At 64.7% G+C, this 14,924-nt stretch carries 11 protein-coding genes; 5 read left to right on the forward strand and 6 right to left on the reverse strand.

The features are described from left to right. Positions 1 to 46: 46 nt before the first annotated feature. Entirely contained in the window at positions 47 to 595 is a 549-nt protein-coding gene (locus tag G6N23_RS00735; RefSeq protein ID WP_043985023.1) for a TetR/AcrR family transcriptional regulator, read from the reverse strand. Positions 596 to 856: 261 nt separating this feature from the next. Between G6N23_RS00735 and G6N23_RS00740 the strand changes: the two genes are divergently transcribed. After that, complete coding sequence (locus tag G6N23_RS00740) at positions 857 to 2,158, forward strand: cytochrome P450 (RefSeq protein ID WP_052537337.1); 1,302 nt, start codon at positions 857 to 859, stop codon at positions 2,156 to 2,158. Positions 2,159 to 2,709: 551 nt separating this feature from the next. On the opposite strand, the gene G6N23_RS00745 is transcribed toward G6N23_RS00740, so the two are convergent. The 4 genes from G6N23_RS00745 to G6N23_RS00760 all read right to left on the reverse strand — a co-directional run bounded on the left by G6N23_RS00745 (position 2,710) and on the right by G6N23_RS00760 (position 9,229). Next, a complete protein-coding gene (locus G6N23_RS00745) occupies positions 2,710 to 4,266 on the reverse strand; it encodes an acyl-CoA synthetase (RefSeq protein WP_052537339.1) in 1,557 nt (518 codons plus the stop codon). Between the two features lie 127 nt (positions 4,267 to 4,393). Further along, positions 4,394 to 5,548, reverse strand: coding sequence for an acyl-CoA dehydrogenase family protein (locus G6N23_RS00750; protein WP_043985026.1), 1,155 nt, complete (start codon positions 5,546 to 5,548; stop codon positions 4,394 to 4,396). Positions 5,549 to 5,606: 58 nt separating this feature from the next. Continuing rightward, positions 5,607 to 7,622, reverse strand: coding sequence for an ATP-binding protein (locus tag G6N23_RS00755; protein ID WP_011895456.1), 2,016 nt, complete (start codon positions 7,620 to 7,622; stop codon positions 5,607 to 5,609). A gap of 5 nt (positions 7,623 to 7,627) precedes the next feature. Then, positions 7,628 to 9,229 (reverse strand): acyl-CoA carboxylase subunit beta, encoded by a 1,602-nt coding sequence (locus G6N23_RS00760; RefSeq protein ID WP_043985027.1) that lies wholly within the window; start codon positions 9,227 to 9,229, stop codon positions 7,628 to 7,630. A 106-nt stretch (positions 9,230 to 9,335) separates the two neighbouring features. Between G6N23_RS00760 and G6N23_RS00765 the strand changes: the two genes are divergently transcribed. Next, positions 9,336 to 10,535, forward strand: a complete 1,200-nt coding sequence (locus tag G6N23_RS00765; protein ID WP_372508921.1) for an acyl-CoA dehydrogenase family protein — start codon at positions 9,336 to 9,338, stop codon at positions 10,533 to 10,535. Positions 10,536 to 10,682: 147 nt separating this feature from the next. On the opposite strand, the gene G6N23_RS00770 is transcribed toward G6N23_RS00765, so the two are convergent. Beyond that, a complete protein-coding gene (locus G6N23_RS00770) occupies positions 10,683 to 11,324 on the reverse strand; it encodes a TetR/AcrR family transcriptional regulator (RefSeq protein ID WP_074243573.1) in 642 nt (213 codons plus the stop codon). Positions 11,325 to 11,464: 140 nt separating this feature from the next. Between G6N23_RS00770 and G6N23_RS00775 the strand changes: the two genes are divergently transcribed. Genes G6N23_RS00775 through G6N23_RS00785 form a run of 3 tightly spaced genes read left to right on the forward strand, consistent with a single transcriptional unit; the run spans position 11,465 to position 14,920 of the window. Continuing rightward, positions 11,465 to 12,301, forward strand: a complete 837-nt coding sequence (locus G6N23_RS00775) for an SDR family NAD(P)-dependent oxidoreductase (protein ID WP_043985120.1) — start codon at positions 11,465 to 11,467, stop codon at positions 12,299 to 12,301. Positions 12,302 to 12,332: 31 nt separating this feature from the next. Next, entirely contained in the window at positions 12,333 to 13,256 is a 924-nt protein-coding gene (locus G6N23_RS00780) for a hypothetical protein (protein WP_011895451.1), read from the forward strand. After that, on the forward strand, positions 13,253 to 14,920 hold the full coding sequence (locus G6N23_RS00785; RefSeq protein ID WP_043985031.1) for a flavin-containing monooxygenase: 1,668 nt from the start codon (positions 13,253 to 13,255) through the stop codon (positions 14,918 to 14,920). Before G6N23_RS00780 ends, G6N23_RS00785 begins: the two co-directional genes overlap by 4 nt. The last annotated feature ends 4 nt before the right edge of the window (positions 14,921 to 14,924 follow it).

Below are 14,924 nucleotides of genomic sequence, written 5' to 3' on the forward strand. Positions count from 1 at the left end.
TGGGGAGACGAAGGCGAAGGCCTTGCTGGGCTCAGTGGCACGCTCTTTACGCGCTCAAAGCTGGCCCGAGGAACCGCTCAATGATCTCACGTTCTGTGCCAGGAACGCTTGCCGGCCAGTGCCACAGCGCAAGCACTGCGCGTACGAACCACTGGGCGGCGGCCTCGTCGTGACGGTCTGAGCCGATCATGCTTGTCGCGATGCCGGTGACGATGGGCGAGGTCTCGATCCATCGCCGGTTCTTCGGATTGGATGACCGAAGCAGTTGTTGGACAATGTGTTCCGTGCGGAGGTGGTGTAGGGCCACGCTGACGGCGACGACGATCCGCTCATGCCCTGTCAAATCGCAGATTGCGTCGTCCACGGCGTTTACGATGCGCGACGACAGCCTCACCACGACCGCTTCGCAAATCGCGGCTTTCCCACCCGCGTGACGGTAGATCGTTGCCGGCGAACAGTGGACCGACGCGGCGAGTTCGTGGATGGAGAAATCATCGAAGCCTCGGCGTCCGATCAAACTCGCGGCCGCCTGGAGAATCCTTTCAGTCGCAGCGGCCGCTCTGGGCTGCTCGAGTAGCCAGTCGTTGCCTGTCACTTCCAAGGCCTTCCGATGTTCGACACCCCTGGTCGGCTTGGGAGAATTCTCGGAATGAGAATTAATAGACTCTCCCAATCGCAGTATTAGCATTTCACAGCTCTATAGTGATAATCCAGACCCGCCGAGGGCAGACGATTTCCTATCAACTGTTGCCGCACCATTGACGCGGTGGATCGCCGTTGGCCAGCCTTGATGCCATGACATACTGCGCAGCGCGCTCAGGCACCAACCGTCCGGCGACCTTAGCGGGGACTACCGATGAGTAGATGGCGCTCGGATAGCGCGGTGCGGCAAATCGGGGCACCGGTGGTGGCGGCTGTCGGAATGAACATTGCTGCGGCCGTACGGGTCCGGCGCCGTGGCTATGCAGGATGGACCGGTGCGGTAAACACCGATTACGATCCACTCGATCCAGCGACCGCGGCGCAGCCATTCGATGCCTATCGCGCGCTGCACGCCGGAGGGCGGGTGCACTACAACCCCAAACGTGCGACCTTCATTCTGAGCCGACACGAAGACATCCGAGCAGCCCTACGCGACACCGACGCCGTCACAAGTAGCCAGGGCGTCACCCGAATGAAGATCTCGGCACCGATCTTGGTGCTCACCGACGGCGATGACCACACCCGGCTTCGCAAACAGGTTCAACCCGGGTTCACCAGGGGAGCTATGAGCGACTGGCAGGGGATGGCAGACCAACTCGCCAAAGAACTCGTCGCCGACGTCGTCGCCAACCCCGGTTGCGACGTTATGGAGCGCCTCGCCGTGCCTTTGCCCATCCGAATGATCGCGCACATAATCGGGATTCCGCCCGAAGATGTCCAGAACTTCCGATCATGGTCCGAAGACGGTGTCGGCGTCATCAATGCCGGCGTGAGCCCCGCCGGGCTGCGGCAGGGGCTCAAGGGGGTTCGGGCGATTGCGGCACTGCGCCGGTACTTCAAGGATCAGTTGGCCTCGGGCAAGCTCAAGGGGTCAGATACCGTACTGGGTCGGCTCGTCGATAACAACGAGGACGGCAAGCTCTCCGACGACGAGCTCTTCTTCATCGCGATGCTCCTGTTATTCGCTGGGAATGAAACCACCACCAACCTCATCGGCGGGATGTTCGACACCCTTGCCCACGCCCCCGATCAGTTCGCCATGATCCGAGACGATCCCGACCTGATCCCCAGCGCTGTCGAGGAACAGCTGCGGTACTCGGCGCCCATCCAAAACCTGTACCGCTACACTCGCACCGACTACAGGGTCGGCGAGGTGACTATCCCGAGCGGGTCGCGGCTCTTGTTGGCATTCGGCGCGGCCAATCGCGACCCTGAGGTCTTCGAGGATCCCGATACCTACCGCGCTGACCGAAATCCGCGCAATCACATCGCATTCGGCTACGGCGTTCACATGTGCATCGGAGCAACCCTCAGTCGCATGGAGGGCCAGGCGGTGCTCCGCGAACTCACTTCCCAAGCCTCGGCCATCGCAGCGGCCGGTTCGGCCACCTGGTCAACCAACAGCTCACTTCGGGGCACCACTTATCTGCCGATTCGGCTGACACCCGCGCGGTGATGAACGAGGACTGTCCGAGAAACCGATGCGTGAATCAACGCGTAATCGGTGACGGTGGATCTCAGCTGGGTGCGCCACGCCAGAGCGTGGGCTTGGCCGCAGTCGACCGCGGTACTCCTCGCAGCGTAGTAACACCGGTAGTCTCGGACGGATGGGTGTGGTGACCGACGGCGATCCGGATGTCTCGGGCCTCGTGGTCCGAGTCCGATTCATGTTTCGACGCTGCCACCGGGCTCTACTGCGGGAAGGCTGATCGGGTGGAGTCGTCGGTCGCCGCCGTACGACACTGAAGCACCCCCCTTTCGCCGAAGCTCATGGGCGTCAGGGACGCTCAAGCACCTATCGCAAGGTGACAGGCGAGCGCATGGCAAGACCCACCCGCAACACATGCCGGATGTCGTGTTCCTCCCGGTTGTCTCGGCCGACAAGTCCCAACCCTGCGCCTCTAAACGTTAGCGACAAATAACATCTTCAGCTATTTGCAGCGGTGACCTTGGCTACTCGTCGCGACAACACTTCCCAAACCCGAGCTCCGCCTCCGGTGTCGTGCCTCAGCGCTGGACGACGCCGCCCTCGACACCGGTGAATCGCCTGCGCAGCTCGGTCTTGAGGAGCTTGCCGGTGGCGTTGCGGGGCAGCTCGGCAAGGAAGTGCACCTCGCGCGGGCACTTGAAATGCGCCAGCCGTTCGCGGCACCAGGCGATCAGTTCGTCGGCGCCGGGTACCTGTTCGGCGGCTGGGTCGGCCACCACCACGGCGACGACGCGCTCACCCCACTTGTCGTCCGGACCGCCGACGACCGCGGCGTCGAGCACACCGGGGTGACGGAACAGCACCTGCTCGACCTCGATGGGGTAGACATTTTCCCCGCCCGAGATGATCATGTCCTTCTTGCGGTCGACGAGCGTGATGTAGCCGTCGACGTCGATCCGGCCGAGATCGCCGGTGTGGAACCAGCCGCCCCGGAAGGCCTCGGCGGTGGTCGCCGGCTTCATCCAGTACCCGACGAACACGTTGGATCCGCGCACCAGGAGCTCGCCGACGGTGTCGGCCGGGACGTCCCGGTCGTCGGCGTCGACGATTCGGGCATCGACGTGCATGGCGACCCGGCCGATCGACCCGGCCCGCGTGGTGATGTTGGCGGCGTCCAAGACCGAGACCATGGGGGCGGTCTCGGTCATCCCGAATCCCTCGGTGAAGGGGACTCCGCGTTGGTGCATGAAGTCGATGACAGTCAGCGGCATCGGTGCGCCGCCGCCCATGGCCAGACGCAGCGCGGAGAGGTCGTAGGAGTCGAAGTCGGGCACCTGGGTCAGCGCCGACCACATCGCCGGCACCATGAACTGGACGGTGGCCCGGCTCTCGGCCATCGCCTTGAGCGTGCCCACCGGGTCGAACGACGGCAGGATCACGCTGGTCCCGCCGACGTAGAGCAACGGCAACGTATGTACCCCGAGCCCGCCGATGTGGAACATCGGGGCGACTGCGACAGTCACGTCGCTGCCGGTCAGGCCTTGTTCGGCGCCCAGCACGTTGATGGCGTTCCACAGTAGGTTGTCGTGGGTGAGGATGGCGCCCTTCGGGCGGCCGGTGGTGCCCGAGGTGTACATGATGAACGCGGGGTCGCGGCCCTCGACGTCGCTGTCGAGTGGCGCGGGCGCACCGTCGGAGAGCAGGTCGGTGTAGGGGATCTCGCCGTCGGCCGGGGCGCCCCCGGCCCGGAGGGTGTGGCGGACCCGGACCCCAGGCTCGGTCAGCGCGCTGACCGCCGCCGCTGCTAGCGGCGCGTGGAACACGAACACGTCGGCGCCGGAGTCGGCGAGGATGTAGCCGATCTCCGGGCCGGCGAGCCGGACGTTGATCGGGATGGTGATGGCGCCGATCTTCGCGCAGCCGAGGAGGACCTCCAGGAACTCGACCGAGTTCACCAGCAGTATGGCCACCCGGTCCCCCTTACGGACACCGAGACGCAACAGGCTCGAGGCCACCTGGTTGGTGCGCCGATCGAAGTCGGAGTACGTGAAGCTGGTGTCACCTTGGACGAGCGCTGTGCGCTGCCCGTTGAGGAAGGCCCGTTTGGTGACCCACTGACCGATACCGCGATCCATGTTGATTTGCCTCCTCGGCAGTTTTGGTTGACAAATGCTCGTTAAGGCAGGACCCGGCCCCGGCGGGCGACCGATCACCACTGTCCGTCTTGGTAGACGGAAGCGGACAGGAACGGATGAAGGATGCTCAGTACGATCGTGGCAGGTTGAGGCTGTGCTGTGCCACGTAGTTGAGGATCATCTCTCGGCTGATCGGCGCGGTCCGCATCAGCCGTGCCGGGCCCCAGAGAGTGGCCAGCCCGTACTCGGTGGCCAACCCGTTGCCGCCGTGGGTCTGGATCGCCTGGTCGAGGGCGAGGATGCCCGCCTCGGCCGCAGCGTATTTGGCCATGTTCGACGCCTCCGCGGAACCGGGATCGCCGGCGTCGTGCAATGAGGCCGCCCGCTGGGTCATCAGCCGGGCCAGCTCCAGCTGGATTTTAGCGTGCGCAAGCGGGTGGGACAGGCCCTGGTGGGCTCCGATCGGCACGTCCCAGACCTTGCGCTCGCGCGCGTAGGCAGAGGCCTTGTCCAGCGCGTAGCGGCCGATGCCGTTTCCCAGGGCGGCGCCCATGATGCGTTCGGGGTTGAGGCCCATGAATACCTGACGCAAACCGTCGTTTTCCGCGCCGATCAGGTTCTCGGCCGGCACCCGCACGTCGTCGAAGAACAGCGTGAACTGCTTTTCAGGTGTCACCGCCTGCACCGGGATGAGGGTCTTGGTCAGCCCGGGCGCGTCGGTCGGGACCACGAGCAGGCTCAGCCGTCCGCGTCCGCGGTCGTCGGTCGCGGTGCGGGTGACGACCAGGATGGCCTCCGCCTCGTCGACGCCGGAAATGTAGTACTTGGTGCCGTTGAGTATCCAATCCCCGCCGACGCGCTTGGCGTAGGTGGAGATGTTGTGCGAGTTCGAGCCCGCATCCGGCTCGGTGATCGCGAACGCCATGATGACCTCGCCGCTGGCGATGCCCGGCAGCCAGCGTGCCTTGAGTTCGTCGCTGCCGAAAGCCTGGATGATCGTGCCGCAGATGGTGGGGGAGACCACCGTCATCAGCAGCGGGCAGCCGGCCGCGGCCAGTTCCTCACCGACGATCTGCATGTCGTAGATGCCGCCGCCACCGCCGCCGTACTCCTCGGCGATGTTGATCCCGAGGAACCCCTGTTCCCCGACGGCGTGCCAGAGTTCCGAACTCTTTTCCCCGCCGAGCGACTTGGCCACGTAGTAGTCGTGCCCGAAGTCCTTGGCGATCTCGGACACGGCCTTGCGCAGCGCTCGCCGCTCCTCGGTCTCGTGCAGTTCCATACCGCTCTCCTACTTCGATGTCACCGGCCACCGGGGCCGGTGACGGGTCCGATGGTGCTCAATCCTGATCTGCACCGGCGGCCGCTCCGACCACCGCGAGGGCATCGCCGGTGGACACTTGCTGACCCACCTCGACCGAAAGCTCGGCGACGATCCCGTCGATTGGGCTGACGATGGTGTGTTCCATCTTCATCGCCTCCACCACCACCAGCGCCTGCCCGGCCGTCACGACGTCGCCCGCGGCGACGGGCAGCCGGATCACCGAACCCGGCATAGGCGCCGTCAGCGAGCCCGCCGGCTTTAGCGCGCTCGGGTCCAGGAACCGTGGTACCTGCGTAAACGCAGTGGACCCGGCAGGGCTGTCGACATAGGCAATGTCGGCGTCGAGGACGACGTCGTAGCCGCGCCGCACCCCGCCGGTCTCCAGGACCACCCGGTCCGGCCGCTGCACGAGCACGCTGACGTCTTCGACGGGCTTGCCGTCGACTTCGACCTCGACGCCGTCGCGGAGCAGCGCATAGCCCACCCGACGCTCGCGGCCGTCGGCGGTCAGCCATCCGGTGGACTGCAGTTGGGACGGGTTGTTGCGCCACCCGGCAGGCAGCGTCGGCTGGACGGGGGCCGCCGCGCGGCGTCCCGCGACCTGGGCGAGTGTGGCCGCGATGGCGTGCAAGCCCTCCCCGTCGCGGTCGATGAGGGCTGCGCCGAGGTCGGCCACGTCGTGGCGGTCGAGGAACCCGGTGTCGGTGCCGCGTCCGGCGAACTCGTCGTGGCGCAGAACGCGAACCAGCAGATCCCGGTTGGTGGTGAGTCCGTGGATCCGGGCGCCGGCGAGCGCGGCGGACAGCGCGCCGAGCGCCTCGGCGCGGGTGGGCGCCCAGGCGATCACCTTGGCCAGCATGGCGTCATAGTGGTGGCTGACCACCGAGCCGTCGCGCACGCCGGAGTCCACCCGGACCCCGACGTGGTCGGGGATCTGCATCGTGCGCAGCGTTCCGGTCTGCGGCAGGTAGCCCTTCGTGGGGTCCTCGGCGTAGAGCCGGGCCTCGACCGCGTGGCCGGTGATCCGCGGCTTGCTCACCTCGGCAGGCAGTGGCCGACCCATCGCCACCAGCAACTGCAGGCGCACGAGGTCGAGCCCGGTGACGAGTTCGGTGACCGGGTGCTCGACCTGCAGCCGGGTGTTCATCTCCAGGAAGGCGAACGTCCCGTCGTCATCGCCGCCGTTCGCGTCGAGGACGAACTCGACCGTTCCGGCCCCGACGTAACCCACGGCCTGTGCCGCCGCGACCGCCGCCGCGCCCATCCGGGCGCGCAGGTCGTCGTCGACGACGGGCGAGGGCGCCTCCTCGATGACCTTTTGGTGGCGGCGCTGCACCGAGCACTCCCGCTCGAACAGCGAGACAACCGTGCCGTGCATGTCGGCCAACAGCTGGATCTCAACGTGGCGGGGACGCTGCACGTACCGCTCGAGGAACACCGTGCCGTCCGAGAACGCCGACATCGCCTCGCGCGAGGCCGAGGCCACGGCTCCGTCGAGGTCGTCGGCCGACTCGACAACCCGCATGCCGCGCCCGCCGCCACCCGCGCTCGCCTTGACCAGCAGCGGGTAGCCGATCTCGGCGCCGAGCTTGCGCAGCTTGTCGGGGTCCAGGCCGGTCGCGTCGCCGCCCGGGAGAACCGGCACGCCCGCATCGGCCATCATCGCCTTGGCCGTCAGCTTGGAACCCATCGCGTCGATGGCATCCGGCGGCGGGCCGACGAACACGAGCCCGGCGTCGGCGCAGGCCCGCGCGAAGCCGGCGTTCTCCGACATGAAGCCGTAGCCGGGATGCACGGCGTCGGCGCCGGTGAGGAGGGCGGCGGCGATCACCCGGTCACCGTCGAGGTAGGTCTCCGCCGGCGAGGAACCCGGTAGCCGGACGGCCTCGTCGGCATCGTCCACGTGCCAGGCGTCGGCGTCGGCGTCGGAGTACACGGCGACGGTCGCGATGCCGAGTTCGCGACAGGTGCGAAACACGCGTCGGGCGATCTCTCCCCGGTTGGCCACCAGCAGCTTCTTGATCACGGGCATCGCCATCACATCCGGAACACGCCGTAGCCACGCTGGCCACGGATCTCGCTGTTGTGGACCACGGAAAGGCAGAACCCGAGAACGGTACGGGTGTCGCGCGGGTCGATGATCCCGTCGTCGTAGAGCCTGCCGCTGTTGGCCAGCGCCAACGACTCACGCTCGATCTGGCCCTCGACGGCAGCGCGCATCTGGGCGTCGGCCTCCTCGTCGAACGGGAGCCCCCGGTCGGCGGCCGACTCGCGGGCCACGATCGACAGCACGCCCGCGAGCTGGGCCGGGCCCATGACGGCCGAACGCGAGTTGGGCCAGGTGAACAGGAAGCGGGGAGAGTAGGACCGCCCGCACATCCCGTAATTGCCCGCACCGTAGGACGCGCCCATCACGATCGTCAGGTGTGGGACAGCGCTGTTGGAGACGGCGTTGATCATCTTCGCGCCGTCCTTGATGATGCCACCCTGCTCGTACTCCGCGCCGACCATGTAGCCGGTGGTGTTCTGCAGAAACACCAGTGGCGTGTCGATCTGGTTCGCCAGCTGAATAAACTGGGCGGCCTTCTCCGCCTCCTCGCTGAACAGGATTCCGCGCGCGTTGGCAAGGATCCCTACCGGGTATCCGTGGATCGAGGCCCAACCGGTGACCAGCGAGGTGCCGTATAGCGGCTTGAACTCGTCGAAGGCGGACCCGTCCACGATTCGGGCGATGACATCACGTGGGTCGAAGGGAACCTTCGGGTCCACCGAAGCGATCCCGAGGAGTTGGTCGGGGTCTCGCAGCGGGGGGGTCGGTGGCTGTGTCGGGCCGGGCCCGAGCTTGCGCCAGTTCAGTCTGGCCATGATGCGCCGCCCGATCCGGATGGCGTCCTGCTCGTCCTCGGCCATGTAGTCGGCCAGCCCGGAGGTGCGGGCGTGCATGTCGGCGCCGCCGAGCGACTCGTCGTCGGACACTTCGCCGGTCGCCATCTTCACCAGCGGCGGACCACCGAGGAAGACCTTGGACCGGTTGCGGACCATCACCACGTAATCACACATGCCGGGGATGTACGCGCCGCCTGCCGTCGAGTTACCGAATACCAGCGCCAGTGTCGGCAGGCCCTGCGCGCTGTGCTGGGTGAGGTCGTTGAATAGCTGGCCCCCGGGCACGAAGATCTCGGCCTGCGTGGGCAGGTCCGCCCCGCCCGACTCGACGACGTTGATGATGGGCAGCCGGTTCTCGCGGGCGACTGCCATGCCCCGGAACACTTTTCGGAAGGTGTAGGGGTTCGAGGCTCCGCCGCGCACGGTCGGGTCGTGCGCGATGATCATCGACTCGACGCCTTCGACGATGCCGATGCCGACCACAACGCTGCCGCCCACCGGAAACTTCGTGCCCCACGCCGCGAACGGACAGAGTTCCAGGAAGGCCGTGTCGGGGTCGATGAGCAGCTCGACGCGCTCCCGAGCCAGCATCTTGCCGCGGCTACGGTGCCGGGCGACGTACTTCTCGCCGCCGCCACCGTTGGCCAGCGCCAGCTGTTCGGCGAGCGCATGGAGCTGCGCGATGAGTCCCTCGCGATTCTCGAGGTATACCGGCGCGCGGGTGTCGACCCGGTCGGGCAGGACGTCAATCAACTTTCCTCCAGGTGACATCAACGTCGATCTCCTGACACGCTACGTTATCGGTCATTAACATTCGACGACAATGGGGTCGACGTGGCAATCGTGCCGTCCCCGAGTGATCACAGCAGGAGCAACTCACATGAAACAGCCGGATCAGCGGGAAGCGGAGGCGGCCGCAGCCGACCCGTGGATGACGCCCGAGCGCATCTCGTTGCGCAACCTCGCCATGTCGTTCACCCAGAAGGAGATCGTTCCTCACCTGCAAGACTGGGAGGACGCCGGAGAACTCCCTAGAGAACTCCACCGCCGCGCAGCCGCAGCGGGGTTGCTGGGCATCGGGTTCGCGGAAGAGATCGGTGGCTCCGGCGGTGACCTGCGCGACCTGGTGCTGCTCACCGAGGCCGTGATGGAGGCCGGCGGCTCCTCGGGCTTGCTGGCCAGCCTACTTACGCATCACATCGCAGTGCCCCATATGGCCGCGCAGGGCGATCCCGAGCAGATCCGCAGCTTCGTGGTGCCGACCCTGGCCGGGGAGAAGATCGGCAGCCTCGGCATCACCGAACCCGACACCGGTTCTGACGTCGCCGGCATCCGTACTACCGCACGGCGCGACGGCGACCATTACGTGGTCAACGGTGCGAAGCTGTTCATCACCTCGGGTGTCCGCGCCGATTTCGTGACCACCGCCGTGCGTACCGGCGGCCCGGGCCCGTCGGGGATTTCACTGCTCGTGGTGGAGCGTGGCGCCGCGGGTTTCGCGGTCTCGCGGACACTGAAGAAGATGGGCTGGCTGTGCTCCGACACCGCTGAACTCGGATTCAGCGACGTGCGCGTGCCGGTGGTCAATCTGGTTGGCCCCGAAGGCAGCGGATTCCTGCAGATCATGCAACAGTTCCAAGTCGAACGTGCTTTCATCGCCGTCCAGTGCTACGCCACGGCCCAGCGCTGCCTCGACCTGACGCTGGAGTGGGTCAAGCAGCGCGAAACCTTCGGTCGACCGCTATCCACCCGACAGGTGGTGCGGCACAAGATCGTCGACATGGCCACGGCCGTAGACGTTGCCCGTACCTATACCCGCGCCGCCGTGGACCGCATCATCGCGGGTGACACCGACGTGCGGATGGTCTCGATGGCGAAGAACCAGGCCGTGGAAGCCTGTGCGCTTGCCGTCGACACCGCCGTGCAGCTCTACGGTGGCATGGGCTATCTGCGCGAGACCGAGGTCGAACGGCACTATCGCGATTCGCGCATCCTGGGTATCGGGGGCGGCACCACCGAAATCATGAAGGAGATCATCGCCAAGCAGATTGGCCTCTGAGTGAAGCCGCCATTCGACAGCAGGAGCGTCGGCTTGGCAGGTCGACGAGACGGACCTTCCACCGTTTCTAAGGTAAGTCAACGGTGTGTCACGCCCCCTGCGGCCAATGCAGCCTTCGCCACCGGGAAATTGCATCCCGAGTACCAGCTAGCGAGACGTATCAACCACGTAGCGGCGAGCCAGTGTTTCAGCAAGTCTGCTCGTATGTTCGACGATGTCGACTTGACTTACGTCGACGAGTAGTCCTGCGTGCCAGGCGCTGATCAGTTCGACGAAGCCGCCGACCGCTACAAACGTGTCCATGCGCAAGGCCATTTCGTCTGCGTCAGGCTTCAGATGCGGCTTGCTGGCGGCCATGACGAGCTGGGTGGCTTCCTGCAAGGCCACCGCACGACGATCTTGCAATGTTGAACTGCCGACGTGTTGCGTCAGCAGAATCTGGGCTCGGCCGGCATCTTGCGAAATGCGGAGGACGACGATCGAGATCGCGGCGCGAATGGTCTCGACAGGTGGTTGACCGACGCGTTCGGCAAACGTTGCTGAAACCTCGCCGAGCATCTGGTTTCGGACACCGTCCCACGCTGCTACGAGCAACTCATCGCGGGTCTTGAACTCCTCATAGTAATAGCGGTCGTTCAGCGCGGCTCTGGAGCAGACCCCACGCATGGTAACCGCTGCCCATCCGCTTTCCGTCCAGATATCTGTTGCGGCGGCGACTAGGCGCTGCCTCCGGTCAGCCCGTCGTTCGGCGCCTGTACGCCCGCCCCACCTTGCTGCCTTTGTCCGCACGCATACATCTTGACAAAGACATAGCACCCCCGCCAAACTGGTGGCATGCGACCACAATTGTGTTCACTGCCACCAAGCGGCAGCAGATTGGCTTGGTTCACCGGATCAGCATGCTCCGATCTGCCAAGGACTCGGTACTGATGGATTTCTTGTGGTGGGGCAAGTCGCCTCGCAGAAGTGACCGCGCGAACGCGGTTGTTACAGGGGCTGGCAGTGGAATTGGTCGCGCTTTTGCGGTAGAGCTCGCCCGCAGAGGCGGGCGGGTGGTATGCGCCGACATCGATCCCGTGCGTGCCAAGGAGACGGTCGGTCTCGTCGTCCAAGCGGGCGGTGATGGCCTCGACATCGTGTGCGATGTCTCCGATGAAGAACAGGTCCGCGAACTCGCCCACAGCGCTGAAGAGTGGTTTGGGGAGTCGCCCAGCCTGGTGATCAACAACGCGGGCATCGGAGTCGGTGGCAATGTCATCGGCGCGACGGCTAAACGCGACTGGGAGACGACGCTCTCAATCAACTTGTGGGGAGTGATCTACGGCTGCGAGATCTTCGTACCGCGGCTTCGCGCGAGGGGCAGCGGCGGAATTATCAACGTCGCGTCGGCTGCAAGTTTCGGAGCGGCGCCTCGGATGGCTGCCTACAACGTCAGCAAGGCCGGAGTGCTCTCGCTATCCGAGACTTTGGCGGCCGAGCTGAGTGGTACTGGTGTGGCGGTGACTGTACTGTGCCCGACATTTGTCAAGACCAACATCGTCGATAACCCTGGTATTGAGGAGTCGGCCGCCAAGCTGGCAACGAATTTGATGAAGTGGACCGGCGTGTCGGCGGAATCGGTGGCGCGCAAAACGTTGGACGCGAACGATCGCGGTCAGTTGCACGTCCTACCCCAAGTCGACGCGAAGATTCTCTGGTTATTTAAGCGGGCAGTGCCTGCCACGTATACCCGTGCGCTCGGTTTGGTTGAGCGAATCGCGCGCTAAGTCATTCCAGACAAAGACAAAGGAGACTCCAATGGCATTCAAATACAGCGATATGCTCGAGACGATCAAGAATCGGCAGTGGGCGCTGGCCGACATCGATTGGGATGCGCCGGGCGCCGATAAAATCACTGATGAGCAGCGGCCCGAACTGAAGCAGTTCATGGCTGACGTGGTGTGGATAGAACACGTCGGTGCACGCGCGTTCGCCGCCATGGCGCCGAAAGCGCCGTTCGAGGCTCTAGGTGACATCTACCGGTATTTCCATGCCGAGGAGCAGCGGCACGCCAACGCGGAGCTGGCGCTCATGCAGCGGTGGGGGATGCTCGAGGAAGGGGAAATCCCGGTGCCGAACAAGAATATTCGACTGGTCATCGAGTGGATCGACCGATACGCCGAGGCCCTCCCGCTGACGGTGATCGGAGCGGCGATCCCAGCCTTGGAGACTGCGCTCGACGGAGCATTGCTCAAGTTCCTTCTCGACGAGGTGCAGGATCCGCTCTGCGCCGAGGTCTTCAACAAGGTCAACAACGACGAATCGCGGCACTTGGCAGTGGGATTCCAGGTTCTGAACGACCTCGGCGCCAGCCCCATGCGCATTCATGCGACTCAGACGATGGGGGCGCTCATCGACCCGAGAATCCTTCTCGGCGGCGTCCTCTACGTGCCGTTGCTCACCAGGATGTTGACCAATCTCAACGCCATGGGATTGTCGGAGGAGAAGCTCTACAACGCGGTGATGCGGTACGAGAACGTCGGAGATCGTAGTGAGTTCACGCGCCGCGTTCCGGGCTACCACATCTTGAAGGCTCACATGTCCGCCAGCATCAAGCGTTCTCAGCCATTGCATTTCATTTCGCAGCGGCTGGGTACCGCGATCGACCACTTCCCCACCGAGGTGCTCGGTAAGTCACCGACGTGGACAGAAGAGCTGACCTACGAACCGGTGGCCAGATGAGCGACACCACGACCGTCTTGATCGTCGGTGCGGGTTTCGCCGGCCTGGGAACCGCAATCCGGTTGCTACAACAGGGTATCGACGATTTCGTTGTCCTTGAACGTGCCGACGAGGTGGGTGGTACCTGGCGGGACAACACCTATCCCGGCGCGGCGTGCGACATCCCGTCGCTGCTCTATTCCTACGGGTTCGAGCAAAATCCGGACTGGTCCCGCGCGTATTCGGGCAGCGCCGAGATCCTCGGCTACATCAAGACGATGGTGGACAAGTACTCGCTGTCGCGTTTCATCCGGTTCGGAGTGAACGTCACCGGTCTGGAGTTCGACGAGGAAAGCGCACTGTGGACGGCGCAGACAGCTGACGGCTCGCAGTTCACGGCGCGCACCGCAGTGATGGCCAGTGGGCCGCTGGCGAATGCGAGCCTGCCGGACATCCGCGGACTGGACACCTTCGATGGTCACAAGATCCACAGTGCGCGTTGGGATCACGACTACGACATGAGCGACAAACGTGTCGCCGTGATCGGCACCGGAGCCAGCGCTGTTCAGATCATTCCCGAACTGGTGAAGACTGCGCGGTCGGTGAAGGTCTTCCAACGCACCCCCGGCTGGGTCCTCCCTCGGCCCGACTTCTCCCATCCGCAGTGGGCGCGCACGGCGTTTCGTCGAGCGCCTCTCGTGCAGAAAGCCGCACGGCAGGCGTGGTTCTGGGTGCACGAGCTCATGGCCGTCGGCATGGTCTGGGATACCCCGGTCACCACCGGCATCCAGCTGGTGGCGAAGGCGAATTTACGGAGGCAGGTATCGGATACTTGGCTCAGGCGCCAGCTGACGCCGAACTTCCGCGCCGGCTGCAAACGGATGCTGATGAGCAGCGATTACTACCCCGCTCTTCAACGCGACAACTGCAAGCTCATCTCATGGCCGATCGCGACCCTGTCGCCGAATGGCATACGGACCGCAGATGGCATCGAACACGAAGTGGACTGCATCGTCTTTGCCACCGGCTTCGATGTATGCAAGGCCGGCACGCCTTTTCCCATCTGCGCAGCTGGTCGTGAGCTCTCCGACGAGTGGTCCCAGGGCGCCTATGCGTACCGGAGCGTCACCGTTGCGGGCTATCCCAATCTGTTCTTCACCTTCGGTCCGAATTCAGGGCCCGGCCATAACTCGGCCCTCGTGTACATGGAGGCCGAGATCAACTACATCGTCAAAGCCATCGGCGCGATCATCGCGAATGATCTCAGTACGCTCGAGGTCCGCGAAGATCGGCAAAATAATTACCACGGCGAGGTACAGCAGCGGTTGGGAAGTACGACTTGGAATTCGGGTTGCAAGAGCTGGTACCTCACGAATGACGGATACAACGGCACCATGTACCCCGGTTTCGCCACCCAGTTCGTGCGCGCACTGTCCAAGGTCGACATGGGTGATTATGTAACGACCCCGACAACCGCACGAACTGAGCACCACCCAACCGAACACGCCCAAAACGGCTCGAATGTGGCCAAGGTTGCCCAGGGCCGCAAGGCCAAGGTAACCCAGGGCCGAAAAAGCGCAGGCGCCCTGCCAACGCGGTCTGACGTCAAAGCCGACATCCTGGACGTGGGCGTCGGGAAAGTACCGCCTAAGCGCGCAGCCTCGAGAGTGAGGAAAGACGCTTGAGTGT

It is taken from the genome of Mycolicibacter terrae (genome assembly GCF_010727125.1).
Lineage (GTDB): Bacteria > Actinomycetota > Actinomycetes > Mycobacteriales > Mycobacteriaceae > Mycobacterium > Mycobacterium terrae.

Bases quoted from the DNA above. Each gene is read 5' to 3' on its own strand.
- G6N23_RS00740 (WP_052537337.1), top strand. From the start codon at position 857: ATGAGTAGATGGCGCTCGGATAGCGCGGTGCGGCAAATCGGGGCACCG.
- G6N23_RS00745 (WP_052537339.1), bottom strand. From the start codon at position 4,266: ATGGATCGCGGTATCGGTCAGTGGGTCACCAAACGGGCCTTCCTCAAC.
- G6N23_RS00750 (WP_043985026.1), bottom strand. From the start codon at position 5,548: ATGGAACTGCACGAGACCGAGGAGCGGCGAGCGCTGCGCAAGGCCGTG.
- G6N23_RS00755 (WP_011895456.1), bottom strand. From the start codon at position 7,622: ATGCCCGTGATCAAGAAGCTGCTGGTGGCCAACCGGGGAGAGATCGCC.
- G6N23_RS00775 (WP_043985120.1), top strand. From the start codon at position 11,465: ATGGATTTCTTGTGGTGGGGCAAGTCGCCTCGCAGAAGTGACCGCGCG.
- G6N23_RS00780 (WP_011895451.1), top strand. From the start codon at position 12,333: ATGGCATTCAAATACAGCGATATGCTCGAGACGATCAAGAATCGGCAG.
- G6N23_RS00785 (WP_043985031.1), top strand. From the start codon at position 13,253: ATGAGCGACACCACGACCGTCTTGATCGTCGGTGCGGGTTTCGCCGGC.